Source organism: Streptomyces sp. NPDC006140, assembly GCF_040628815.1.
GTDB lineage: Bacteria > Actinomycetota > Actinomycetes > Streptomycetales > Streptomycetaceae > Streptomyces.
In genome coordinates, this window is sequence record NZ_JBEXTS010000012.1 from 131362 (window position 1) to 154358 (window position 22997).

18 protein-coding genes are annotated in these 22997 nt (G+C 71.7%); 9 read left to right on the top strand and 9 right to left on the bottom strand.

Features of this window, described 5'->3' with window-relative positions; genetic code table 11:
- The first annotated feature begins 148 nt into the window (after positions 1 to 148).
- Entirely contained in the window at positions 149 to 4348 is a 4200-nt protein-coding gene (locus ABZ386_RS28595; RefSeq protein ID WP_356616330.1) for a trypsin-like peptidase domain-containing protein, read from the top strand.
- Here ABZ386_RS28595 and ABZ386_RS28600 read toward each other — a convergent pair.
- From ABZ386_RS28600 to ABZ386_RS28620, 5 genes are all read right to left on the bottom strand, one after another.
- Positions 4345 to 5382: a glycoside hydrolase family 6 protein gene (locus ABZ386_RS28600; protein WP_355721296.1), complete on the bottom strand. Its 1038-nt coding sequence runs from the start codon at positions 5380 to 5382 to the stop codon at positions 4345 to 4347. The genes ABZ386_RS28595 and ABZ386_RS28600 overlap by 4 nt on opposite strands.
- A 348-nt stretch (positions 5383 to 5730) precedes the next feature.
- On the bottom strand, positions 5731 to 6402 hold the full coding sequence (locus ABZ386_RS28605; protein ID WP_358966434.1) for a class F sortase: 672 nt from the start codon (positions 6400 to 6402) through the stop codon (positions 5731 to 5733).
- A gap of 2 nt (positions 6403 to 6404) precedes the next feature.
- Positions 6405 to 7040 carry a hypothetical protein gene (locus ABZ386_RS28610; protein ID WP_356669241.1) on the bottom strand — a complete coding sequence of 212 codons (636 nt, stop codon included), beginning with the start codon at positions 7038 to 7040 and terminating at the stop codon, positions 6405 to 6407.
- Positions 7041 to 7166: 126 nt separating this feature from the next.
- Positions 7167 to 7946: an HAD-IIA family hydrolase gene (locus tag ABZ386_RS28615; RefSeq protein ID WP_351341881.1), complete on the bottom strand. Its 780-nt coding sequence runs from the start codon at positions 7944 to 7946 to the stop codon at positions 7167 to 7169.
- Positions 7947 to 8131: 185 nt separating this feature from the next.
- Positions 8132 to 8893: an LPXTG cell wall anchor domain-containing protein gene (locus ABZ386_RS28620; protein ID WP_358966438.1), complete on the bottom strand. Its 762-nt coding sequence runs from the start codon at positions 8891 to 8893 to the stop codon at positions 8132 to 8134.
- A gap of 187 nt (positions 8894 to 9080) precedes the next feature.
- Between ABZ386_RS28620 and ABZ386_RS28625 the strand changes: the two genes are divergently transcribed.
- Positions 9081 to 9851: a TetR/AcrR family transcriptional regulator gene (locus ABZ386_RS28625; RefSeq protein WP_358966441.1), complete on the top strand. Its 771-nt coding sequence runs from the start codon at positions 9081 to 9083 to the stop codon at positions 9849 to 9851.
- A gap of 86 nt (positions 9852 to 9937) precedes the next feature.
- On the opposite strand, the gene ABZ386_RS28630 is transcribed toward ABZ386_RS28625, so the two are convergent.
- Positions 9938 to 11023 (bottom strand): ROK family transcriptional regulator, encoded by a 1086-nt coding sequence (locus ABZ386_RS28630; protein WP_358966602.1) that lies wholly within the window; start codon positions 11021 to 11023, stop codon positions 9938 to 9940.
- 95 nt (positions 11024 to 11118) lie between these two features.
- Here ABZ386_RS28630 and ABZ386_RS28635 point away from each other — a divergent pair, with 95 nt between their 5' ends.
- The 3 genes from ABZ386_RS28635 (at position 11119) to ABZ386_RS28645 (ending at position 13694) form a co-directional block, all read left to right on the top strand.
- Complete coding sequence (locus tag ABZ386_RS28635; protein WP_358966444.1) at positions 11119 to 12222, top strand: Gfo/Idh/MocA family oxidoreductase; 1104 nt, start codon at positions 11119 to 11121, stop codon at positions 12220 to 12222.
- Complete coding sequence (locus tag ABZ386_RS28640; RefSeq protein ID WP_351341891.1) at positions 12219 to 12740, top strand: heme-degrading domain-containing protein; 522 nt, start codon at positions 12219 to 12221, stop codon at positions 12738 to 12740. Before ABZ386_RS28635 ends, ABZ386_RS28640 begins: the two co-directional genes overlap by 4 nt.
- 87 nt (positions 12741 to 12827) lie before the next feature.
- The gene (locus tag ABZ386_RS28645; protein ID WP_356501024.1) at positions 12828 to 13694 is read left to right on the top strand and encodes an LLM class F420-dependent oxidoreductase; all 867 of its coding nucleotides are present in this window, start codon (positions 12828 to 12830) and stop codon (positions 13692 to 13694) included.
- An 80-nt stretch (positions 13695 to 13774) separates the two neighbouring features.
- On the opposite strand, the gene ABZ386_RS28650 is transcribed toward ABZ386_RS28645, so the two are convergent.
- The 3 genes from ABZ386_RS28650 to ABZ386_RS28660 form a co-directional block, all read right to left on the bottom strand.
- Positions 13775 to 14632: a fumarylacetoacetate hydrolase family protein gene (locus ABZ386_RS28650; protein WP_351341895.1), complete on the bottom strand. Its 858-nt coding sequence runs from the start codon at positions 14630 to 14632 to the stop codon at positions 13775 to 13777.
- A 168-nt stretch (positions 14633 to 14800) separates the two neighbouring features.
- The gene (locus ABZ386_RS28655; protein ID WP_351341897.1) at positions 14801 to 15511 is read right to left on the bottom strand and encodes a YidC/Oxa1 family membrane protein insertase; all 711 of its coding nucleotides are present in this window, start codon (positions 15509 to 15511) and stop codon (positions 14801 to 14803) included.
- Positions 15512 to 15595: 84 nt separating this feature from the next.
- On the bottom strand, positions 15596 to 15907 hold the full coding sequence (locus ABZ386_RS28660; protein WP_358966448.1) for a DUF6412 domain-containing protein: 312 nt from the start codon (positions 15905 to 15907) through the stop codon (positions 15596 to 15598).
- 237 nt (positions 15908 to 16144) lie between these two features.
- Here ABZ386_RS28660 and ABZ386_RS28665 point away from each other — a divergent pair, with 237 nt between their 5' ends.
- The 4 genes from ABZ386_RS28665 to ABZ386_RS28680 all read left to right on the top strand — a co-directional run bounded on the left by ABZ386_RS28665 (position 16145) and on the right by ABZ386_RS28680 (position 22873).
- Entirely contained in the window at positions 16145 to 17620 is a 1476-nt protein-coding gene (locus tag ABZ386_RS28665; RefSeq protein WP_358966450.1) for a beta-1,6-galactanase, read from the top strand.
- 120 nt (positions 17621 to 17740) lie between these two features.
- Positions 17741 to 18757, top strand: a complete 1017-nt coding sequence (locus ABZ386_RS28670) for an SEC-C domain-containing protein (protein WP_355716263.1) — start codon at positions 17741 to 17743, stop codon at positions 18755 to 18757.
- A gap of 153 nt (positions 18758 to 18910) precedes the next feature.
- Complete coding sequence (locus ABZ386_RS28675) at positions 18911 to 19369, top strand: DUF3592 domain-containing protein (protein ID WP_358966453.1); 459 nt, start codon at positions 18911 to 18913, stop codon at positions 19367 to 19369.
- 336 nt (positions 19370 to 19705) lie between these two features.
- A complete protein-coding gene (locus ABZ386_RS28680) occupies positions 19706 to 22873 on the top strand; it encodes a DUF3427 domain-containing protein (RefSeq protein ID WP_358966455.1) in 3168 nt (1055 codons plus the stop codon).
- The last annotated feature ends 124 nt before the right edge of the window (positions 22874 to 22997 follow it).

Consider the following 22997-nt stretch of genomic DNA (forward strand, 5'->3'; position numbering starts at 1 on the left):
GCGCTCTCCGGTGCGGAGGGCGCCCCTTTCGCATGTCTCCGCGCACGGGCCGTTGACGGGAAACCGGCTTGACCTGCGCACGGCACCTGGTGTGCTCTCTCGGTACGAGATCGGCACGTGTGGTCAACGGTGGCGGGGGCAACGGGAGATGACCGAGTCGACCACGTCGGGTCCGGTGGCCGAGGAGGTCCTGGCCGCCGCGACCGTCCAGGTCACGGGCGCGGACGGGCACATCGGCGGTCTGGGCGTGGTCATCGCGCCCACGCTGGTGCTGACCTGCGCCCATGTCGTGCTGGACGCGCTGGGTCTGCCGGAGCGGCAGAGCGAGCGGCCCGAGGGGCTCGTGCGCCTCACCCTCGTCCTCCGGGAGGGCGAGCCGGTGGACGCCGTCGTACGCGACTGGGTGCCGGTGCGCGCGAACGGCACCGGGGACGTGGCCGTCCTGTCCCTGACCCGACCGCTGCCCGCGGCCCGGCCCGTCGTCATGGTGGCGCCCCGGGACGTCTGGGACCACCCGGCCATCGTTTTCGGACTGCCCAGGGACGACACGGGCGGCGGCTGGCACACCGCCCGGCTCCGCGCCCGCACCGGCACGGGCCGCCTGCAGATGTCCCCGCTCGACGGCCAGACCGACCCCATCCAGCCCGGCTTCAGCGGCTCCGCCGTCTGGGACGACGACCTCGGTGCCGTCGTCGGCATCGTCGCCTCGATCTCACCGGCGCACCGGGGACAGAGCTTCTGCATCCCGACCCGCACGATCCTCGGCGAACTGCCCGGCCTGGCCGAGTTGCTCGCGCCCTCCTCCCCCTTCCCCGGGCTGCGCCCGTACACCGAGGAGCACAGCGCGCACTTCTTCGGCCGGGACGAGGACGTCGACGCCGTCCTCGCCCTGCTCTGCCCGCACGGGACGCCCGAGGGCTGCGTGACCCTGACCGGCCCGTCCGGATCCGGCAAGTCCTCCCTGCTCATGGCGGGCGTGCTGCCCCGGCTGAAGGAACAGCACGCGGAGGTCGTCACGCTGCGCGCGGAGGGCCGCCTGCCCGACGCCGCCTCGGTCGGGCAGGCCCTGCGGGAGCACCGGTCCGCTCGCGGGCTCGTGCTGGCCGTCGACCAGGCGGAGGCGCTGCTGCTGCGCCCCGAGGAGGAGCTGCGGGCCCTGGTGGACGCGCTCCTCGACGCCGGCCGCCACCCGGGAGTGGCGGTCCTGGTGGCGCTGCGGACCGACTTCCAGGACGCGACCCTGCGCCATCCGGAGCTGAGCCGCCTGATCGGCGGGGCACCCGCGCACCAGCTGGGCCTGATGACCCGCGAACAGCTCACCGAGGTGGTCCGGCTGCCGCTGCGGGCCTTCCCGGGCGTGGAATACGACAGCGGTCTGGCCGACCGGCTCATCGAGGACGCGGCGGGCCGCCCCGGCGCCCTGCCCCTGCTCGGTTTCGTCCTCACCACCCTGTGGGACCGGCAGGTCGGCGGCCGGCTCCGCCTCGACACCTACCGTGAACTGGGCGGTCTCGGCGGGGTGTTGAGCAGCCGGGCCGACTCGGCGTGGCAGCGGGCGCTGCGCGGTGCGACGCGGGAGGCCGGGACCGGGCTGCTGCGCGCGCTGGTGCAGGTCCCGCCGGGCAGCGGTACGGCCCTGCGCGCCCGGCTCGCCCGCCGCGACGCCGGGGAGGAGCAGTGGGCCATCGCCCGCGAGCTCGCCGAGGCCCGGGTCCTCGTCCTCGGCGCGGACCCCGAGCGGGGCGAGACGGTCGAGCTGGCCCACGAGGCGCTCATCGAGCACTGGCAGCCCCTGGCCGAGCAGGTGGAGAGCGACCGCACGTTCCTCACCTGGCGCGGCGAACTCCGCTACGACCGGGCCCGCTGGTGGCGGGCCGGGCGGCCGGACGGGCTGCTGCTGGAGGATCCGGCGCTGCCGGTGGCGGAGCGCTGGCTCGCCGAGCGCGGGGACGAACTGACCGACGAGGACCGGGAGTTCATCGAGGCGGGTGTCGCGCTGCGGGATCGCAAGCAGGCCGAGGCCGCGAGATCGGAGCGCCGGAAGCGGTATCTGCGGATGCTGGGGGCGGTGGTCACCGTGCTGGCCGTGGTGGCGGCGGCCGTGGTGTCCGTGCTGTATCTGAACCTGCTGACGGAGCAGCGGCGGCTGGCGTCGGACCGGCTGGCCCAGCAGGCCGCGAGCCTCGACGGCACGTCCCTGACCGTGTCCTCGCTGTACACGGTCGGGGCGTACCGGTCGGAGGCCCGGCCGGACGCGCGGTCCGCCCTGCTGGCGCAGTACCTGCGGATGCAGGACGTGGAGCGGGTGGTGATGGAGGGGCGTCACGACGTCGAGGACGTCGCGCTCGCGGAGGACGGCGCCTTTGCGTACGCCCTGCTCGCCAGCGGCCACTACGTGCGGCTCGACCTGCGGAGCAAGACCCGGCCGAAGCCCGTCCGCTACAACGAGGCGACCGACAACGCGCACATGGCCGTGTCGCCCGACGGCCGGATCGCGGCCCGGGCGGACGACTGGGGCGTGATCTCCATGGGCGTGCCGGATCCCTCCGGCGACCTGCGGACCGTCGTCCTCCGGCAGGGGCAGCAACTGCGGGAGAACCTGCGCGGCGTGCACGACCTGCGTTTCGACGGGGACGGCGGGCGGATCCTCGCCGCGATCCCCCGCGAGGGCGTGCTCGTGTGGACGACGGACGACGGCCGCCGCACGGGCCGTACGCTCGCCCCGCCGAAGGGCTGGGACGCGGCGCAGGCGTGGTTCGGCGCGGACGGCACGGTGGTGGCGCGGATCGTCCCCAAGGACGCCGCCGCGGACGACAGCCGGGGCCGGCTGGTCTCCTGGGACCTCGGCAGCGGTGCCCTGCGCCGCCCCTGGGGCGAGCAGGCCGCGGCCAGGGCGACGGTCAGTGGCAACGGCCGCGTCCTGGTCACCTGCACGACCCAGGGCGTGCTCGAAGCGTGGCGGCTGGGTGCCTCGCCGAAGCGTTTCCGCAACTGGAACAACTCCGTCTTCCAGGGGCTGTGCCCCCTCAACACGCCCCGGCTCGACGCCTCGGGCCGCTATCTGATCAACCCCACGGGGCGCATCGGCAACGACCTCGGCCGGCTGCGGTTCCTCGTCGTCGACCTGGAGAAGGGCTGGCCGGCCACCTTCGACGTGCCTGCCGCCGCTCCGGAGGACCAGAACATCACCGGCCGCGGGCTCGCCCCGCCCGTCGCGTTCGCCGGACCGCCCGGTGACCTGCGCGCGGTCGTCGCCGCCGGCGGCAGCATCGTCACCGTACGGGTGCGGCCGCCGACGTCGTTCGACACCAACGCCCTCCTCAACCGCATCCGCACACCGGACGGACCGTCCGGCCGGATGGCCGTCGTCGACCCCAGCGGCAAGGTCCTGCGGCTGTGGGACCTGGCGGGCCGCAAGCTCCTCGCGACCGCGCGGCCGTCCCGGCCGCTGGCCCCCCTGTACGCGGCGTTCAGCCCGGACGGGCGGTGGATGCTGACCGTCGCCGAGGACCGGCGCACGGTCCTGGCCTGGCGGATCGACGGCGGCACCCTGACGGAGGAGCACGCCCTCGAACTGCCCGCCCCGCCGGACATCACGGCCGCCGGCCCGGACCCCCGCACGGGGCTCACCCCGTCCTGGATCAACATGAGCTTCTCCGACGAGAACCACGCCGTGATCTCGGGGCTGTCGTACGTCTCCCGCTGGCGGCTCGACACCGGGAAGCCGGACGGTGACATCTACCGGCCCTCGGTCCAGGAGGACTGGCAGCTCGCCAACGAGGCGGCGGGCACCTTCGCCATCGCCGTCCCCGGCAAGCCCCAGGCGCTGGTGCGGAAGCTGGACCAGTTCGGCGTCTGGGACTTCACCAGTGGTGAGTTCACGAGGTGGCACAAGCCGGAACCCGGGGAGGACCGGTCGATCCAGTCCTTCAGCCTCTCCCCCGGCGGAAAGCTGCTCGCCGTGCAGTACGCCGGCGGGCAGGTGCGCCTCTGGGACGTGCGGAAGAAGAAGTTCAGGGAGCCGGACCTCGCCTCCGACGGCGTCTACTACCTCGGCCGCTTCCTGGACAGCCGGCTGCTGCACACGACGACCGCCGCCGGCCAGCTGGTCGTCTGGGACGTGGCCGAACGCCGGGACACCTACCGCTACTACATGGGCTACGGCTCGATCGTCTCCCCGAGCACCGACGGCAGGTCCCTCACCATGCTGGACGGCTCCCGCACCTCCGTGGTCCCCCTCGATCCCGAGCGCTGGGCCGACCGGTTGTGCGCCCTCGCGGAGCGGGAGCTGACCGAGGGGGAGAAGGAACTGGCGGTCGATCCGGACCAGGTCGAGGACGTCTGCTAGGAACTGGCCTTCGCCAGCTTCAGCGCGTAGTCCGCCCACCACTGGCCCGCCTTCGGGCCGCCCTTGCACTCGCCGTCCGACTCGCCGGGCCGCTTGACCCACAGGTAGGCGTCGACCAGCGGGTCGGCCGTCTTCGTCGTCGGCGTCTCGCCCAGGGCGCGGCCGGGCGGGTTGCACCAGCGCTCGCCCGGGTCGCCCTCGGTGTACGGGCCCTTGCCGTTGCGGCTGGTGTCGATGACGAAGTGCTTGCCGCCGACCTTGGCGGAGAGCTGCTTGCCGTAGGCGATGGAGTCCTCGGTGGAGTAGAAGTTCGAGACGTTGACCGAGAAGCCGTCGGCCCGGTCGATGCCCGCGCGGTTCAGCGGCTCGAAGATCTGGTCGGGGTTCTGCCAGCCGGCGTTGCCCGCGTCGAGGTACACCTTCGTGTTCTTCAGGGACTTCAGCTTGGCGACGGCGCCCTTGAGGAGGTCGTAGCGCTCCTCGTGGAACTGCTCCGGGGTGCAGCCGTCCACGAGGTGGAGCAGCGCGTCCGGTTCGAGGATGACCGTGGCCGGCCGGTCGCCGATGCCCGCGGCCACGCCGTCGACCCACGCGCGGTAGGCGTTGCCGTCGGCGGCGCCGCCCTGGGAGTACTGGCCGCAGTCGCGGTGCGGGATGTTGTAGAGGACGAGCAGGGCCGTACGGCCGGCCTTGTCGGCTGCCTCGGTGAAGCCCCGGGTCTGTTCCTCGGGGTTGTCCGGGCCCACCCACTCGGCGACCGGCTGCTCGGCGATCTTGCGGATCGCCTCGGCGTCCCGCTTCTTGCCGGACTTCTCCAGGGCGGCGACCTGCCGGGCCGCGGTGCCGTCCGGGTTGACCCAGAACGGGGCGGTTTCCTTGGGCTGTTGCGTGATGCCGGCGCCCGGGTCGGCGCTCTTGTCCGGTTCGTCTCTCCCGCCGTCCGAGGAACACCCCGTGATCAGCAGTGCCGCCCCCAGCACCACCGCGGACATCCGCCTCCCCGCGGACGCCCTTACCCCCCTGCTGCCGTACATCCAACTCCCCCTTGGGTGCACCGTTCCAAGTCTCAATCCTGACATACGTCCCGCGGCACCCACGAGGCCGAACCCGACCTGCGTGGATGACGCAGAGCCACCGTATCGGGACTTGGCGTTATTCAACCTCTAGGCCCGGACGGCCCTTTGGTTCTAGAGTCGTCTCAGCCGGGCCCGGCCTCGGCCAGAGATTCACCCACCGTGCTCCCGCGGCCTCCCGCGCAGCTCGCCGGGTCACTCCCGCGGCCCGTGCGCGCGCGGTCGAGGACCGGCCCGGTCGGCGGCTTCAGGGGGAGCGGGCCGTCGACCGGGCTGGGTGGGCACGTCACAGGCCGTTCCCGTGAGGTATCACAGGCCGGTCCCCGTGAGGTACGCCGACACCACCACGTTCGCCGTGTAGCTGCGGGTCGCGCGGTCGAAGCTGCCGCCGCAGGTGACCAGCCGCAGCTCGGCCCGGCCCGACTGCCGGGGGCCGTACGCCTGGTGGGCGTCGAAGCGATCGCGGGTGAGGACCTGGACCGACTCGACGGTGAACTCGGCGACCTTGGCGTCGGCCCGGATCACCCGGATCGTCTGGCCCGGCCGCATGGCACTGACCTTGTAGAAGACGGCCGGCCGGGTGTCGGTGTCGACGTGGCCGACCAGGAGCGCGGTGCCGGGCGCCCCGGGGGCCACGCCGCCCGCGTACCAGCCGACCACGCCCGGCTGATCGTACGGCGGCGGGTCGAGCGCCCCGCGCGCGTCCAGGCCGCGCGCCACGACGGGTGCCTGGACACCGAACCCGGGGATGTCGACGCGCTGCGGCAGCGCGTCGGCGAGGGGACGGTGGGCGGGGGGCAGCTTCACGTCCGGGGGCCGGCCGGCCGCCGCCATGTCACCCGTGGTGGGGGCGGACATGCCGTGCCGTACGTCGGTGACCTCGCGGCCCCACAGCCACAGCCCGAGCAGCAGCACCACCCAGGCCACGCCGGTCAGCAGGCGGCCCGTACCCGAAGAGAACCTCTGTTCGTGGTCGGACATGGTCAGTCCGTCCCGCGGCTCCGGCGGACACCGCCCAGCGCGACGACCACCGCGGCCACTCCCGCCAGCACCAGGCCGGTCACGCCCTGGGCCGTGCCCGGCCCGGTCCCGCGTTCCTCGGCGGCGACCAGGTCGGCGGCGCCACCACCGCCCGCCCGCACGGGAGCGACGGGCGAGGCGTACGGGCTCGGCGGCCGGGACTCCTCCGGCCCGGACGGTTCCCCACCGGCCCCCGATGCGGGCGACTGCCCGCCCTTCCCCGGAACGGCCCGCTGCCTCTCGCCGTCCCGGACGGTGAGCGTGCCGGTCCGTTCGGTGTCTCCGCAGGTGACCTTCACGGCGTACGTCCCCGCCGCGAGCGTGGAGCGGACGCGGCTCTCGCCGGCCAGCTCGCGCCCGCCGTCGGTGACCGTGAGCCCGCCGTCGGTGACGGTGAGCCGGGCGTCGGCGACGAACGCCGCCGACGCGGCGACGGCCGTCCGCTGGGCGCAGCCGGTCACGCGGACCGTGACGTCACCGCCGGGCGCGGGGGTCGCCGGGATCACCGAGACGCCCCCCGTGTCCGCCGCGTACGCCGCCGGGGTCAGGGCGGCCGCGGCCAGGACGGTCGTGCAGAGAGTGACTCTCAGGGAACCCATCGTGAACCTCCAGACGCCTGGAGCCTCCCCCGCGCGGCGGCCCGCCGCATCCGCAGGGACGCGGCGGCTGCTCCGTACGGGTGACGACGGGTTTGAGTCCCGGGACGCCGTCCGACGGGGCCCGGGTCAGACCCGGTCGACCAGGTCCGCGATGGAGTCCACGACCTGCGAGGGCCGGTACGGGAAGCCGTCGACCTGCTCGGGCCGGGTCAGACCGGTGAGCACCAGGAAGGTCTGCATCCCGGCCTCCATGCCGGCCAGCACGTCGGTGTCCATGCGGTCGCCGATCATCGCGCTGGTCTCGGAGTGCGCCCCGATGGCGTTCAGCCCGGTCCGCATCATCAGGGGGTTCGGCTTGCCCGCGAAGTAAGGCTTCTTGCCGGTCGCCTGGGTGATCAGCGCGGCCACCGCGCCGGTCGCGGGCAGCGGGCCCTCGGTGGACGGGCCGGTCTCGTCGGGGTTGGTGCAGATGAAGCGGGCGCCGCCGAGGATGAGCCGGACCGCCTTGGTCATGGCCTCGAAGGAGTACGTGCGGGTCTCGCCGAGGACGACGTAGTCCGGCTCGTGGTCGGTCAGGATGTAGCCGATGTCGTGCAGCGCGGTGGTCAGGCCGGCCTCGCCGATGACGTACGCCGAGCCGCCCGGCCGCTGGTCGTCCAGGAACTGGGCCGTGGCCAGGGCCGAGGTCCAGATGGACTCGATCGGCACCTCCAGGCCCATGCGGCGCAGCCGGGCGTGCAGGTCGCGCGGGGTGTAGATCGAGTTGTTGGTGAGCACCAGGAAGGGCTTGCCGGACTCGCGCAGCTTCTTCAGGAAGGCGTCGGCGCCGGGGATCGGTACGCCCTCGTGGATGAGCACCCCGTCCATGTCGGTGAGCCACGACTCGATGGGCTTGCGGTCTGCCATGTGCGGGATCTCCCTGCCGTACGCGGTCCTGCGTCGCCCCAGCCTAAACAGTGGCGGGATCTTGCGGAATGGGCCGCTCCTGGCATCCCGACTGGCGGGACGGCGGGGGGCGTCCCGGCCGGCGGGACGGCGAGTGGCATCTACCTGCGGGTCGGCGGGTGGCATCCCTACCGGCCGACGGCGGGTCAGTGGCGGCGGCGCGCGAGGAGCAGGGCCCCGCCCCCGGTGAGCAGCAGGGCCGCGGCGGCCGCGGCGAGCTGGACGCCGGTTCCGGTGCGGGCCAGTTCCTCGGCGAAGGGGAACCGGTCCTCGCGGGGCGGGGCGGTGGCGTCGCCCTCCGGCCGGGTGCCGGTACCGTCGCCGTCCCCCGCCCCGCCGCCCTCGATGCCGAACCGGTAGTCGTTGGACTGCCCCACCCAGTCGCCGTCGTCGTCGTGCCGCTGCACGACGGCCGCGTTGGCGGTGACGTCGTTGGCCACGGCGTCCGAGGTGACCGCGAGCCGCACCTTCACGGTGACGGTCTTCCCCGGGCCGACGGTGAACCCGCCGAAGCCGCCCTCGTCGTCCGCGAACGCCCCGACGAGTTCGTCCTCGCCGGTCTTCTCGAACCGCACGGGACGGGCCCGCGCGCCCTCGAAGAACTCCAGCCGCGGCTGGGACGGCTCCATGGCGCGCCGGTCGTCGACGAGCACGACGACGGGGTGGATGCCCGAGCAGGTCCGGTCGGTCGTGTTGGTCAGGTCGAGGTACCAGGTCCCGAAGCCGCCCCCGGCCGTGTAGGAGTCCGGCCCGCCGTGGATGCGGGTGGTGAGCGGGAAGGTGTGGTCGTCGGGCGCGGCACAGGCGGGCGCCGGGTCGTCCGCGTACGCCGGGGGAGCACCAGGGAGCAGGACGGCGGCGGTGGCCGCCAGGCAGAGCAGAGCGGGCGTGCAGAGTCGCATGGACATGTGACCTTGCCGGAACGGAAGGACCTCGTGCCGGTGTCGCCGGAATCGGCCCCGAACGGCGGCGCGAATCCGCCCGGTCGGCGGACAGCTCCTAGCGGCGCCCGAGGGCCCCACCCCCCTCGCTCCCCGTGGTCGACGAGGAGCCGGACGAGCGCCTGGGCGCACACGGCCAGCGGCGGCCAGCCCGGTGTGCGGCACGCGTCTGGCCCGACCGGAGCGGGGGCGTCCGCCCGTCTACTGCTCGCGGAGCTGCCAGGCCCGGGCCTACCGGCGGCGCCGGCAGCCGCTGCCCGAGCCGGGCACGCCGCCGGTGTCCCGGCCGACGGGGGTCCGGACGCGGCAGCGGCTGCGGATCGCCGAGGCGGTGTGGCGTATCGCGGCCGGGCAGGGCCTGGAGGCGGCGAGCATGCGCCGGATCGCGGCCGAGGCGAGGGTGTCGCTGCGGGTCGTGCAGTACCACTTCGACTCCAAGCACGCCCTCCTCGTCGACGCGCTGCGCCTGCTGCACGAGGAGAACGAGCGGCTGGCCCGGGCGCGCATCCCGTACGGCATGACGGACCCGTGCGCCCTGCTGCGGGCGGTGCTGGACGAGTTCCTGCCACTGGACGACCAGCGCGCCTTCGCCCTGCGCGTGTTCACGGCGTACTACGCGCGGAGCCTGACGGATCCCGCGCTGGCCGGGGTCTTCCTGGCCGCCGAGCAGCCGCTGGAGCGGCTCGTCGCGGACATCATCGGCGTGGCCGAGGCGACCGGGGCGACGGCACCGGGCATCGACCGGGCGCACGAGGCGGACCTGCTGGTGTCGGGAGCCATCGGCCTGGGCCTGGACGTCCTGCACGAACGCCGCTTCCTGGCGGACGTGCGGAGGGTGCTGGACTACCACCTGGCCCGGATCTTCCCACCGGGGCGGCCGAGAGGGCCGAGGCCGGCTAGGTCCTCGGGGCAGCGGCCGGCGTGAGGGCGGGCGGGGTCCGGGCAGCGGCCGGCGTGCGGGCGGGCGAGGGTCCAGGCACCGGCCCGGTCGTCGGCACCCCGGCAGGCCCCTCACCCACCCCCGCGCCCGAACACCGGCCCCAGCACCAGCTGCGCCGCCCCCACCGCCACGGTCCGTCCGCCGCCGGGGGCGACCCGTACCGGGACGGCGTCCTGCCCCGTTCGCCGGGCCCGCTCCGCCAGGACCGCGGCGACCCCGCGCACGAACGCCTCCGGAGCCGCGCTCACCGTACGGCCGCCGAGCAGGACGACGTCGATGTCGAGCAGGCCGACCAGGTTCGCCGCCCCGGCCCCCAGTACCCGCGCCGCCTCCTCCAGGTCGCCCCGCGCCACCGCGCCGAGGCACAGCGCCTCGACACAGCCCCGGTCGCCGCAGGTGCACGGCGGGCCGTCCAACTGGATCACCTGGTGGCCGAACTCCCCCGCCCCGGTCCTGGCGCCCCGGTGCACGCTGCCGCCGATCACCAGCCCGGCCCCCAGCCCCGTACCGAGGTGCAGGTAGGCGAAGGAGCCGCCCTCGCCCCCGGCGGCCAGGCCGAGCGCCGCCGCGTTGGTGTCCTTGTCGACCACCACCGGCACCCCGAGCCGGCCCCTCAGCGCCTCCCGCAGCGGAAAGCCGTCCCACTCGGGGAACCCGGTCACCCGGTGCAGCACGCCCCGGGCGTGGTCGAGCGGCCCGGGCAGCGCGACTCCCGCTCCGAGCAGGGCCCCGTCGAACCCGTCCGGCAGCACCGCGGCCACCGCCTCCCGTACCGCCCCCAGCACGGCCCCGGCCCCGCCCCCCAGGTCGAGCGCGGCCCGCCGCTCCCCCACCACCTTCCCCCGCAGGTCCACGAGGACGACCCGTACCTCGTCCCGGTCCAGATGGACCCCCACCGCGTGCCCCGCCTCGGGCACCAGTCGCAGCACCGTGCGCGGCTTGCCCCCCGTGGAGGCCCGGCGGCCCGCCTCCGCCGCGAGCCCGTCCTCCCGCAGCCGGGCCGTGATCTTGCTGACGGCCTGCGGGGTGAGCCCGGTCCGCTCGGCGAGTTCGAGCCGGCTGATGCCGTCGGCCCCGGCCGTCCGCAGCAGGTCGAGCACCAGCGCGGTGTTGTGGCTGCGCAGGGCGAGCAGGTTCGCCCCGCCCCCGCCGCGCATGCCGCCCACCCCGCCCGTACCGTCGTCCGCCCTGTTCACGCCCCCATTGTCCCCGGCGCTTGCACTTTGGCAACAGCGTTGCGAAAGTGGACGGCATGACTGGCACACCCCTCGGTACAGCTCCCGGCGCAGCCCCCGGCTCGCCCCTGCGCGTCGGCCTCGTCGGCTACGGCCTCGCCGGCTCCGTCTTCCACGCCCCGCTGATCGCCGCCACCGAGGGCCTCACCCTCGACACGGTCGTCACCTCGAACCCGGAACGGCAGCAGCAGGCCCGTGCCGAGTTCCCGGACGTGCGCCTCGCCGCCTCGCCGGACGAGCTGTTCGACCGGGCCGCCGAGCTGGACCTGATCGTCGTCGCGTCCCCGAACAAGACGCATGTGCCGCTCGCGACCACCGCCCTCGAGGCCGACCTGCCGGTCGTGGTCGACAAGCCCGTCGCGGGCACGGCGGCCGAGGCCCGCGCGCTCGCCGCCCTGGCCGAGGAGCGCGGCCTGCTCCTCTCCGTCTTCCAGAACCGCCGCTGGGACAACGACTTCCTCACCCTGCGCAAGCTGCTGGAGGAGGGCGAGCTGGGCGACGTCTGGCGGTTCGAATCCCGCTTCGAGCGCTGGCGTCCGCAGCTGAAGGGCGGCTGGCGCGAGTCCGGCGACCCGGCAGAGATCGGAGGTCTGCTCTACGACCTCGGCAGTCATGTCGTCGACCAGGCTCTGGTCCTCTTCGGCCCGGCGGCGGCCGTGTACGCGGAGTCGGACGTCCGCCGCCCGGGTGCCGAGACGGACGACGACACGTTCATCGCGATCACCCACGCGAGCGGCGTCCGCTCCCACCTCCACGTCTCCGCGACGACCGCCCAACTCGGCCCCCGCTTCCGCGTCCTCGGCTCGCGGGCGGGTTACGTGAAGTACGGCCTGGATCCCCAGGAGGCGGCCCTGCGCGAGGGACGCCGCCCCGGCCCGGACTGGGGCGCCGAACCCGAGTCGCTGTGGGGCCGGGTCGGCTCCGGCGAGTCCCCGGTGACCGGCGGCGGCCGCGCCGAACCGACCCTGCCGGGCGACTACCCCGCCTACTATGCGGCCGTGGCGAAGGCCCTGCTGGAGGGCGCCCCGAACCCGGTGACCGCGCGGGAGGCGGCCGCCGCCCTGGACGTCCTGGAGGCCGCCCGTCGTTCGGCCCGCGAGAAGGTGACGGTGACCCTGTGACCCACAAGAGCAACCCCTCACACAGCCAGGAGCTGACCCCGAAGTTCCACCCGGAGCTCACCCCGAGCCTGGAGGAGCTGGAGAAGCAGGAACGCCTCCTGGTCTTCCGCCAGTTCACGTACGACGACGCCTGGGCGCTCGGCTCCCTCCTCGTGGAACTGGCCCGGGAGCGGCAGGCCCCGGTCGCCATCGACATCCACCGCGCCGGCCAGCAGCTCTTCCACGCGGCGCTGCCCGGCTCCACCCCGGACAACGACGCCTGGATCGCCCGCAAGCGCCGGGTGGTCGAGCGCTACGGCTCGGCCTCCTACCTGGTCGGCGCCCGCTTCCGCGCCAAGGGCACGACGTTCGAGGAGTCCTCGCGCCTCGACCCCGACACGTACGCGGCGCACGGCGGCTCCTTCCCCATCACCGTCGAGGGCGTCGGCGTCATCGGCGCGGTGACGGTGTCGGGCCTGCCGCAGTTGCAGGACCACCGGCTCGTGGTGGAGGCCCTGGAGCAATTCCTCGACCGCTGAGCCGCGTCGGAATCATCACCGGCTCCCTCCGGTTGGCACCTGCGTACACGTGATCAAGCATGGCGCCCACCGGAGGGAACCGAACAGATGAGCACTCCCGTGAAGGAAGCGGTCGGCCGGTACGGCATCTGGAGCGTGGGCCTGCGCTCGGAGGACCCGGACCGGCGCGGCGAACTCGCCGAGGCCGCCGCCGAACTGGAGGAACTCGGCTACGGAGCCGTCTGGCTGGGCGGCAACACCTCCGCCGCCCACGCCGCCCCGCTGATCGAGGCGACCTCCCGGCTCACCGTCGGCACCAGCATCCAGAGCATCTGGCAGCACGAGGCGGACGCCACCGCCGCGGCCTTCGCCGAGCTGGAGTCCACGCACCCCGGCCGTTTCGTGCTCGGCCTGGGCGTCAGCCACGCCAGGAGCGCGGAGCAGTACCGGCGTCCGTACTCGGCCCTCGTCTCGTACCTGGACGGCCTGGACGCCGCCGGGATGCCCGCGGACCGCCGGGTCCTGGCCGCCCTCGGCCCGAAGAGCCTGCGGCTGACACGCGACCGTTCCGCGGGGGCGATCCCCTACCTGGTCACCCCGGAGCACACCGCCCACGCCCGCGAGGTCCTGGGCGAAGGCCCCCTGCTGGCCCCCGAACTCGCGGTGGTCCCGGAGACGGACCCGGCCCGGGCCCGCGCCCTGGCCCGCGAGTTCCTGGAGATCTACCTCCCCCTGCCGAACTACACCAACAACTTCCTCCGGCACGGCTTCACCGAGGACGACCTCAAGGACGGCGGCAGCGACCGCCTGGTCGACGCCCTGTTCGCCTGGGGCGACGACGAGGCGATCCGCGCCAAGATCGACACCTTCTTCCAGGCGGGCGCGGACCACGTCGCCCTCCAGGTGGTGAACGAGGAACCGCGGGACGCCCTGCCGCGAAAGGCGTGGCGCAACCTGGCAGCGCTGCTGGACTGACCCTCCTGAGGGGCGCGGGGAACTGCGCGACAAGCCACACACGGCCCGCAGCCGCCGGACGTCACGCAACTCCCCGCCCCTCAGGCGTCCTTGAACTCCTGCCTTTGCCGCCCGAGCCCCTCGATCTCCAGCTCCACGACATCCCCGGCCCGCAGGAACGGCTTCGGTTCGGGCGCCCCGAGGGCCACCCCCGCCGGCGTCCCCGTATTGATCACATCACCCGGGTACAGCGTCATGAAGTGGCTGAGGTACCGCACGACCTCCCCCACCGGGAAGATCTGCTCGGCCGTCGTCCCGTCCTGCTTCAGCTCCCCGTTGACCCACAGCTTCAGCGACAGGTCCTGCGGATCCGGCACCTCGTCCGCCGTCACCAGCCACGGCCCCAGCGGGTTGAACGTCTCGCAGTTCTTGCCCTTGTCCCAGGTGCCGCCCCGCTCGATCTGGAACTCCCGCTCGGACACGTCGTGCGCGACGGCGTACCCGGCGACATGCGCGAGCGCTTCCTCCGCGGACTCCAGATACCTGGCCGTACGCCCGATGACGACGGCCAGCTCGACCTCCCAGTCGGTCTTGCGGGACCCGCGGGGCACGAGCACCGTGTCGTGCGGGCCGACGACCGTGTCCGGCGCCTTCATGAAGAGGACCGGCTCGGCGGGCGGCTCGGCGCCCGTCTCGCGCGCGTGGTCGTGGTAGTTCAGCCCGATACAGACGATCTTGCCGATCCGCCCCAGCGGCGGTCCGATCCGCAGCCCGGTGGCGTCCAGCGCGGGCAGCTCGCCGGCGTCGGCGGCGGCCCGGACCCGGCCGAGCGCGGCCTCGTCGCCGAGCAGCGCGCCGTCCACGTCCGCGACGACGCCCGACAGGTCCCGCAGGGTCCCCTCGGCGTCGAGCAGCGCGGGCCGCTCCGCCCCCGCCGTACCGACTCGCAGCAGCTTCATGATCACGTCTCCCTCGATCGCGGGCGCCCGCCCGACGCGCGTGACCCGGATGCGGCGGGGCAGCCATCGGAGGACTGGTCGATCCTCCAAGGTGGGAGTGCACTCCGCAATACCCCGTTCACGTACTGGACCGTCACCGCACCGACCGGCTGCCGATACGACGAACGCCTACCGGTACAACACGGCCCGCTCGACGACACTCCACGTCGTACTCGTCACCACGTACAGCGCGGCGGCCAGCGGCACCACGGCCACGGTGACGAGCGTGAAGAACGACATGAACGGCACGACCTTGGTCATCGCCCCCAGCCCGGGCACCTGCTCGCCCTCCCCGGCCGGGACGACCGGGTTCCTGGCCATCATGCGCTTGCTGAGGCGGTAGCTGAACGCGGCGACGCAGGCGACGACCGCGAACAGCCCGGCGTACACCAGCCCCGCCCCGCCGAGGAGACCGCCGTCGAGCGCGTCCACCCACCGCTCCCCCAGCGGCGCGGCGAACAGCTGGTGGCCGAGCAGTTCGTTGGCCCGCCCGCCGATCGTGTCGCTGGAGAACAGGTGGTAGAGCAGGAAGAACGCCGGGATCTGGAGCAGCCCGGGCAGGCAGCCGGCCAGCGGCGACACCTTCTCCTCGGCGTGCAGCTCCAGTACGGCCTTCTGGAGCTTCTCGGGGTTCTTGCCGTGCTTCTTCCGCAGCTCGGCGATCTTCGGCTGGAGCGCGGTGCGGGCCTTCTGGCCGCGCGCGGCGGCCCGGGACAGGGGGTGGACGAGGAGTCGTACGAGCGCGGTGAACAGGACGATCGCGGCGGCGGCCGCGGAGGCGCCGAACAGCGGCTGGAGCAGGTCGGCGAGTCGCTCGACCAGGCTGGCGAAGACGGACATGGGTGAGCCCTCCGGGGGTCTCGTCGTGCCGGAATGAGACATGGCGGCATGACGACCCGCGCGGGTCAGCTCGAAGGAGGTTCCCTACGCGACGGTCGCCCGGAGGGCGTGTCCGGGCGCGCGGGGACGGGTGCGCCCCCGGGCGTCGGGATCGCGCTGGGGCAGGAAGGCCGTACGGCGATCCCGGTCGCGGATGGCCGTACGCACCCAGGTGCGCGGCACGGTGGGCGCGCAGCGCGAGGCGACGACGGCGCAGACCGCGAGGGCGGCGGAGGCCGCGGCGGTCGCGGCGAGCGCGACGGTGGCGGAGAGGCTGCCGGTGTCGAGCAGCGCCACCTCGACGATCAGGAGGAGCAGCGCGAGAGCGGGACGCAGAGTCGCCCAACCACGGTCCATCCGGCTGCCCCTCCTCTCGTACGTGTGTATGCCCTGCTGTTCGTTATACAGGATTGCCCCGCCGAACGGATCCGCGACTTCGTACACGGGTTTGAGAAAGGTTCGTCAGAACTCTCGACAACCCACCCGCCGCACCCGATGCTTCTCGATGCCACCGGCCCGTTGCCATGAACGGGCCAACACCCGCGACGCCGGGCCGGGGACCGGCGCCTGCCCCGATTCCTTTACGGAGGAGCCGTGATCCGACGCAGATCCCTGCTGGCCGCAGCGGGGGGTACGTTCCTCGGCAGCGCCCTGGCGACGGGCACCGCGCACGCGGACGCCACGATCGCCGTCAACCCGTCGACGACGTACGGCACCTGGGAGGGCTGGGGCACTTCCCTCGCCTGGTGGGCCAACGTCTTCGGCGCCCGGGACGACTTCGCCGACCTGTTCTTCACCACCAAGTCGGTCACGTACAACGGCCGCTCCCTGCCCGGCCTGGGCCTCAACATCGCCCGCTACAACCTCGGCGCGTGCAGCTGGAACAGCGTCGGCGGCGAGACCATGGTGGAGTCGCCCAACATCCCCGCCTTCAAGCAGATCGAGGGCTTCTGGCAGGACTGGAACAACGAGGACCCCACCTCCTCGGCCTGGAAGTGGACGGCGGACGCCAACCAGCGCGCGATGCTGGTCAAGGCGGTGCAACGGGGCGCGACAACCGAACTGTTCGCGAACTCCCCGATGTGGTGGATGTGCAGCAACCACAACCCCTCGGGCGCGGCCGGCGGCGGCAACAACCTCCAGACCTGGAACTACCGCCAGCACGCGAGCCACCTGGCGGCGACCGCCCTGTACGCGAAGTCGAACTGGGGCGTGAACTTCGCGACGGTCGACCCGTTCAACGAGCCGGCCTCCACCTGGTGGACCGCGACCGGCACCCAGGAAGGCTGCCACATGGACCCGGCGGTCCAGGCGGCCGTCCTCCCGTACATGCGCAGCGAGCTGGACAAGCGCGGCCTGACGGGCATCCGCATCGCGGCCTCGGACGAGACGAACTACGACACGGCCCGCTCCACCTGGGCGTCGTTCAGCTCCTCCACCAAGTCCCTGGTCTCCCAGGTCAACGTGCACGGCTACCAGGGCTCGGGCGGCCGCCGCGACCTCCTCTACACGGACGTGGTGACGACGTCCCGCAAGAAGCTGTGGAACTCCGAGACCGGCGACAGCGACGGCACGGGCCTGACGATGGCCTCCAACCTCTGCTACGACTTCCGCTGGCTGCACCCCACGGCCTGGTGCTACTGGCAGGTCATGGACCCGTCGACGGGCTGGGCGATGATCGCCTACGACGCGAACACCCTCCAGCCGACCACCGTCCAGACCAAGCACTACGTCCTGGCCCAGTTCAGCCGCCACATCCGCCCCGGCATGACGATCCTGGACACGGGCGTCAGCTACGCGGTGGCGGCGTACGACGCGACGACCCGCCGCCTGGTGATCGTCGCCGTGAACACAGCCACCTCCGCCCAGACCCTCACCTTCGACCTCTCCCGCTTCTCGACGGTGACGGGCGGCTCCGGGGGCCTGGTCCCCCGCTGGAACACGGTCACGACGGGTGGTGGCGACCTGTACACCCCGCGCTCGGACATCCGCCTGAACGGCAAATCGGTAAGCGTCCCCTTCGCGGCGAAGTCGGTCCAAACGCTCCAGATAGACAACGTGACGCTGTAGCCGGACTCGGCGACGGTTCGGAGCGAACCGTAAAGCCCTGGTGATGAGCGTGAGAGTCGGCCGGGGGTCTGGCCTGCGCATCCCTCACGCTCGTCACCTCCCGGCAGTACGGTGTCCCCCATGCGCCCCGACACGCCTGCCGAAAACGTCGACCACACCGCCGAGGCGGCACGCCTGGAGCGAACCGCCGGCCTGTATCCCGAGGACGCCGAGGCCCTGCTGCTGCGGGCAGCGGCCCACCTGGAACTCTCCGGCGACCGCCCCGGTGCGACGAAGCTCTACGACCGCCTGCTGTCCTCCTCCGACGGCCTCGACGCCCCCCACCTGATCCGGGCGCTCAAGGCCTCGAACCTCTGGGAGTACGGCCACGAGGCCGAGGCCAGGGCGATCATCGAGGGCGTCCGGGTGGCGTCCCCCCGGGACCCGGCCCCCTGGGTGATCGTCGCCGAGGCCCTGGAGTCCCACGACGAGCTGGAAGCGGCGCACGACACGTTCACGGAGGCCGTACGCCTCCTCCTCTCCGACGTCCCGGAACCCCCGCAGCCGACGCACCCCCTCCTCTTCGGCCGCCACCGGGTCCGCCGCATGCTGGGCCGCTCCCACGACGAGTGGGACGCGGTGGCGGATTCGGTCCACTCCCTCCCGGTCTCCCTGGACGAGCTCCACGACCCCAAGCGCGTGTGGTCGCTCGGCTCGGAGAACCCGGCGGAACTGGAAGCGGAGATCCTCCGCCTCCGCGCGGAACTGGGCGCCTACCGCGAGGCCCTCTCCCGCCCCTTCCCGGTGGCGATCCTCCACTGGCCGGCGGACGAACTGACGGAACTCCTCGAGGCGTACCCCACGCTGGCGACGGAGTACCCCTCCCACACCGAACACCTGACCTCAATAGAGCGCGCCCTCCGCGAACTCTCCACCTCCGGCACCCCGAACCTGGGCATCGTCACCGGCACGGTCCCGTCGTACGAGGCGTTCGCGGCGTCGGAGGGCACATCACCGGACGACGCGACCCTGCTCCCCCAGTACGCGACGACCCTGGCGGCACGGGGGCGAGCGGTGGCCTGGCCCCCACAGAGCACCGCGGCGTGCTGGTGCGGCTCGGGCCGACCGTACGGCGCCTGCCACGGCAGCACGGCCTGACACGGGCAGCGGGCCCTCCGGCGGCCCACCAACCCACTCCGGGCCGGCCCGACGGCCGGCCCACGGAACTGCCACGACACGCTCCCCGTCTCCCCTGACGACAGACGACTGACAACTGACGACTGACGTCGGCTCCGGGGGGGGGAGCGTCACGTGGACCAGCCCTGGCTCACGATCACACTCATCATGGCCGCCGCCATGACGGCCTTCGGCATCTGGAACCTAGGCATAGCCCAACGCCAACGCCGGGCTCTCTCCCGCCTCGGCGTCCGGGGCATCCGCACCAGGGGCGAGGTGGCCCGGGGCCCCCGCCGGGAGGGCCCCACCCTCCACCCGCCCCAGGTCCGCTACCAAGCTCCACCACTCAACCGCCCCGACGCCCCACCCGCCCAGACGTACCGCCGCACCCCGCTCAACCACGAGCAGCACCCTCTCCACGCCGGAGTCCCGGTCGTCCTCCGCTACGACCCGAGGGACCCACGCCGGGTGGTGGTCGTACACCAGAAGGACGGAAGGCCGGCGAACGTGTCGTACTCGGCCGGGGCGCATGCGGCTTGGGGCGTTTGCTGCGTGCTGCTCGGGCTGGGGATGGGAGCGGGCGCGTTCTGGTGACGCCCCGGCCGCCACGCCCCCGCCGACGCCCCGCCGCCGAACCGACCCGGCGTGCGCCGATCCGCTGAGGCGCTCACCGACGCCGGGTGACTGAACGGCCGACCAGTTGCGCCCCTACCTGTGACCCACGCCTCTCCGGGCCGCCCGCTCGCTTCTCTCCGGTGCTGAAGCGCCCTTGAGGCGGGGTGCGGAAGCACGACACTGACCAGGAAGCGGGCGGCCCAACTGCAGCTGACCTTTCGGTATGACCCGTCAGGTGTCAGTAGTTGCTGTTAGAACTGATCCGTAGCGCAACGAGTGATCGTGCGTGGGTGCGAAGGATCAGGGGGAACAGTCATGGCAGAAGCCGGGGGCCAGTCGAAGCCGATCGCGGGTGTCTACGAGAAGCTCATCACCCGCGACGTCGACGACCAGCTGGAACAATTCAAGGCCGCTGGCTGGAAAGCCATCGACGCTGAGGTCACCCCTGAGTCCGCTCCGCACGTACTGGCTCGCTACATCGCTGATGCCGTAAGCCAAAGACTCCTCCAGCTTCGCCCCGAAGACCGGGTCTCGGTTGCGAACCGCGTCCTGGAGTCGCTGGCTTCCGCCGTCCCTGGTCCAAGCGAAACCGCAGCGGCAGACGCGATCGTCGAGGGCCCTCGACAACTGCTGGCTCTCGCGCAGCAGGAGGCTCCGGGTGTCTATGCCCTTCGCCCTCTCACCCCGTTGTCCGAGACATCACTCATCACGAACTCCCCCGAAGACCTCAGCCTCGGTGCCGAGCTAAGGGCCGAGCTGGCCACCGCAGACCGCATCGACCTGCTCTGCGCTTTCGTGAAGTGGTACGGCATTCGCGTCCTAGAGGATTCATTGCGCGCCGCGAAAGAACGGGGCGTGCCAATCCGTGTCATCACGACCACCTACATCGGCGCCACAGACCGCCACGCCCTCGACCGCCTGGTCCGCGACTTCGGGGCCATCGTCAAGGTCAACTACGAACTCCGGTCCACTCGGCTACACGCCAAGGCCTGGCTCTTCAGGCGCCATACGGGCTTCGATACGGCGTACGTCGGCAGCTCGAACCTCTCGAAAGCTGCCCTCCTCGACGGCTTGGAGTGGAACGTCCGCCTCTCCTCCGTCGCCACACCGGCGGTGCTGAACAAGTTCGAGGCGACTTTCGACGCGTACTGGAGCGACTCCGCATTTGAGACCTACGACCCCGACAGTCACAGCGAGCGCCTCGATCAAGCCCTAGCCCAGGCGAGCGGCAACACCTCGGCCGCCGACCTGAAGATCAACCTCTCAGGGCTGGAGGTACGCCCTTTCCCCTACCAGCAGGACATGCTGGAGCGTCTGAGGGTAGAGCGTGAGCTCCGCGGACGGAACCGCAACCTGCTGGTGGCTGCCACCGGTACGGGTAAGACCGTGATGGCAGCCCTGGATTACCGCAGCCTGTCCAAGAGCTACGGTGACCGCCGGCCAAAGCTGCTCTTCGTCGCGCACCGCAAGGAGATCCTCAAGCAGTCCCTGCGCACCTACCGGGAGGTGCTGGACGACGCCTCCTTCGGTGAGCTGCTCTACGGCGGTGAGGACCCGCAGACGTGGAACCACGTCTTCGCCAGCGTCCAGTCACTCAACGTCCAGCGCCTTGAAGAACTGTCTCCCGATCACTTCGACATCATCGTCATCGACGAGTTCCATCACGCCACCGCCACCACGTATCGCCGAGTTATCGACCACTTCAATCCCAAAGAACTGCTCGGTCTGACCGCTACCCCCGAGCGGATGGATGGACTCAATGTGCAGGACGAGTTCTTCGAAGGCCGCATTGCCGCCGAGATGCGGCTCTGGGAAGCATTGGAAAACGATCTGCTGTGCCCCTTCCACTACTTCGGGATCCCTGACGGCACAGACCTGACGAACCTCAGCTGGCAGCGCGGCACTTACACGGACCAAGAGCTCGGCAACCTCTACACAGGCAACCAGGCCCGTGCCCGGATCGTCGTCAAGCAGATCCGGGACAAGGTCTCTCAGCCCGGCGCTATGCGCGCGCTGGGCTTCTGCGTGGACAAGAAGCACGCCCGCTTCATGGCGGACTTCTTCCAAAAGGCCGGCTTCCAGGCAGCCGCCCTCACCAGCGACTCACCCCCCGCAGTACGAGCCCAAGCGCTTGCTGATCTCCGGGAGGGGAAGCTTCAGGTCATCTTCTCCGTGGACCTGTTCAACGAAGGTCTCGACATTCCCGATGTCGATACGTTGCTCCTCCTGCGCCCCACCAACAGCGCGACGGTCTTCCTCCAACAGCTGGGCCGCGGGCTACGGCGCACAGAGACCAAGCCCGTACTCACAGTCCTCGACTTCATCGGACAGCATCGAGCGGAGTTCCGTTTCGAAGAACAGTTCCGAGCCATGACGAACCTCTCCAGGAACCGGCTCGTCGACCACATTGAACATGACTTTCCGCTCCTGCCTTCCGGATGTCAGATCATCCTGGAGGGCAAGGCCAAGGACCTAGTGCTGGACAACATCCGCACCCAACTGAGCGCCAATGTCAGAACGTTGGTGAGCGAAGTCAAGGCTTACGAGACCCCACGTCTGGCGGACTACCTCCGCGAGAGCCGCAGAGAGATCAAGGAGCTGTACAAGAGTGACAACTCCTGGACGTCTGTCCTTCGCCGGGCAGGCCTGGTCAAAACAGCAGCGCCAGCTGGGGAGTCAGCTCTTCTCAAACGCGTCCATGCCTTCCTGCACATCGACGACCCCGATCGCGCCGACGCCTACCTCCGCCTCCTCGCTGACGACGTACGGCCTTACGACGAGCTGGACCCCGCAGACCAGACCTACGCACGCATGCTCTTCTTCAACCTGTGGGACAACGCCGGCGGTTTCACCAGCTTCCAGCAGGGCTTGGACGCCCTTCGAGAACAGGCTGTCCTCCGCGATGAACTGCGCCAGGCCCTGTCTTACGTCGTCGAACAAGCGGACCACTTCCCGATCCCTCTATCCGGCAGCCACAGTCACCTCCCGCTGAAGGTCCACTGCTCCTACAACCGCTCCGAAATCTTGGCGGCCCTCGGGGTAGCACGCTTCGGCGGCCAGATGCCCAGGTCCTTCGCCCAGGGCGTCCAGTGGGTGGAGGACATCCAGACCGACGCCCTCCTGATCACCCTGGAGAAGAACGAGAAGGACTTCTCCCCCACCATCCGGTACCGGGACTACGCCCTGAGCCCCACCCTCTTCCACTGGGAGTCGCAGAACTCCACAGCCGCCAACTCCCCCACAGGCCTGCGCTACCAACAGCATGCCGAGCGAGGGAGCCACGTCCTGCTCTTCATGCGCCGGTACAAGAACACCGACATCGGCAAATCTCAGCCGTGGATGCTTCTTGGGCCTGCTACCTATAAACATCACAGCGGGAGCAAGCCTATGGCGATCACGTGGGAGCTCCATCACGCAATGCCGGCCGACGTGCTGGCTTACTCTGCCATCGTCACAGGGCAAGGCCAGTCGGGCAGTTATTGACGAATGAAACTGAGCCTTTCATGCATCCTAAGAGAAGGCGTCTCCGGGTGATTCTAGCTGGATCCTCAACCGCCGTTGCGACTATAGGGAAGCCTGTTCAGTCTTCGACGCCGTTCTCTTCTTC